Source organism: Pseudarthrobacter sp. NamE5, assembly GCF_005796225.1.
Lineage (GTDB): Bacteria > Actinomycetota > Actinomycetes > Actinomycetales > Micrococcaceae > Arthrobacter.
The window spans coordinates 1-774 of the sequence record NZ_VAHO01000036.1 but is presented as its reverse complement, the minus strand read 5'-3'; the positions used below and the strand labels follow the sequence as shown (position 1 = coordinate 774).

Genomic DNA, 774 nt, shown 5'->3' with positions numbered 1-774 from the left:
GAGGCAGGATCCCAGTCAACGTGGTACTCCTTGCCCTGGGCCGGGTTGCCGAAGAAATCAGTGATCTCCACCGAGTCAGCAGTGATCGTCACGATCTGGTCCTGGCCCAGCTCCACCGCCCGGCGGGTGTAGTCAATGAACCCGGACACGTCAGAGCCCAGGAAGTTCTCCCCCTCACCCAGGCCCACCACCAAAGGCGAGTTCCGGCGGGCGGCCACGACGACGTCGGGCTGGTCCGCGTGCACGGCCAGCAGCGTGAACGCGCCCTCCAGCCGCTGGCAGGCCAGCTCCATGGCGTGGGTCAGGCCGCCGTTGGACGTGTCCCCGCCCAGCTTGTTCCGGAAGATGTCCGCCAAAAGGGCCGCGGCAACCTCGGTGTCCGTCTCGGACAGGAACTCCACACCCTTATCCAGCAGCTCAAGCTTCAGCTCGGCGAAGTTTTCAATAATGCCGTTGTGGATCACGGCCAGCTTGCCGCCGTCGGCCAGGTGCGGGTGGGCGTTGCGGTCCGTCGGCCCGCCGTGCGTGGCCCACCGGGTATGCCCGATGCCGGTCAGCGTCTCCGGCAACGGCCGCGCTTCCAGCTCGGCAATCAAATTGCTCAGCTTCCCCGACTTCTTCCGCGCCTCAATGCTCCCCTGGGACACCACGGCAACGCCTGCGGAGTCGTAGCCCCGGTACTCCAGGCGGCGCAGCCCCTCAAGGACAACATCCAAAGCACTGTGACTTCCACCGTTACCAGCACGGCCCACATATCCCACGATTCCACACATA

Annotated in this window: 1 pseudogene; it reads right to left on the bottom strand. The window is 65.2% G+C overall.

From position 1 onward, the window contains the following. Positions 1-773, bottom strand: a pseudogene (locus tag FDW84_RS18970) (glutamine--fructose-6-phosphate aminotransferase); the annotation flags it as partial. Position 774: the final 1 nt, after the last annotated feature.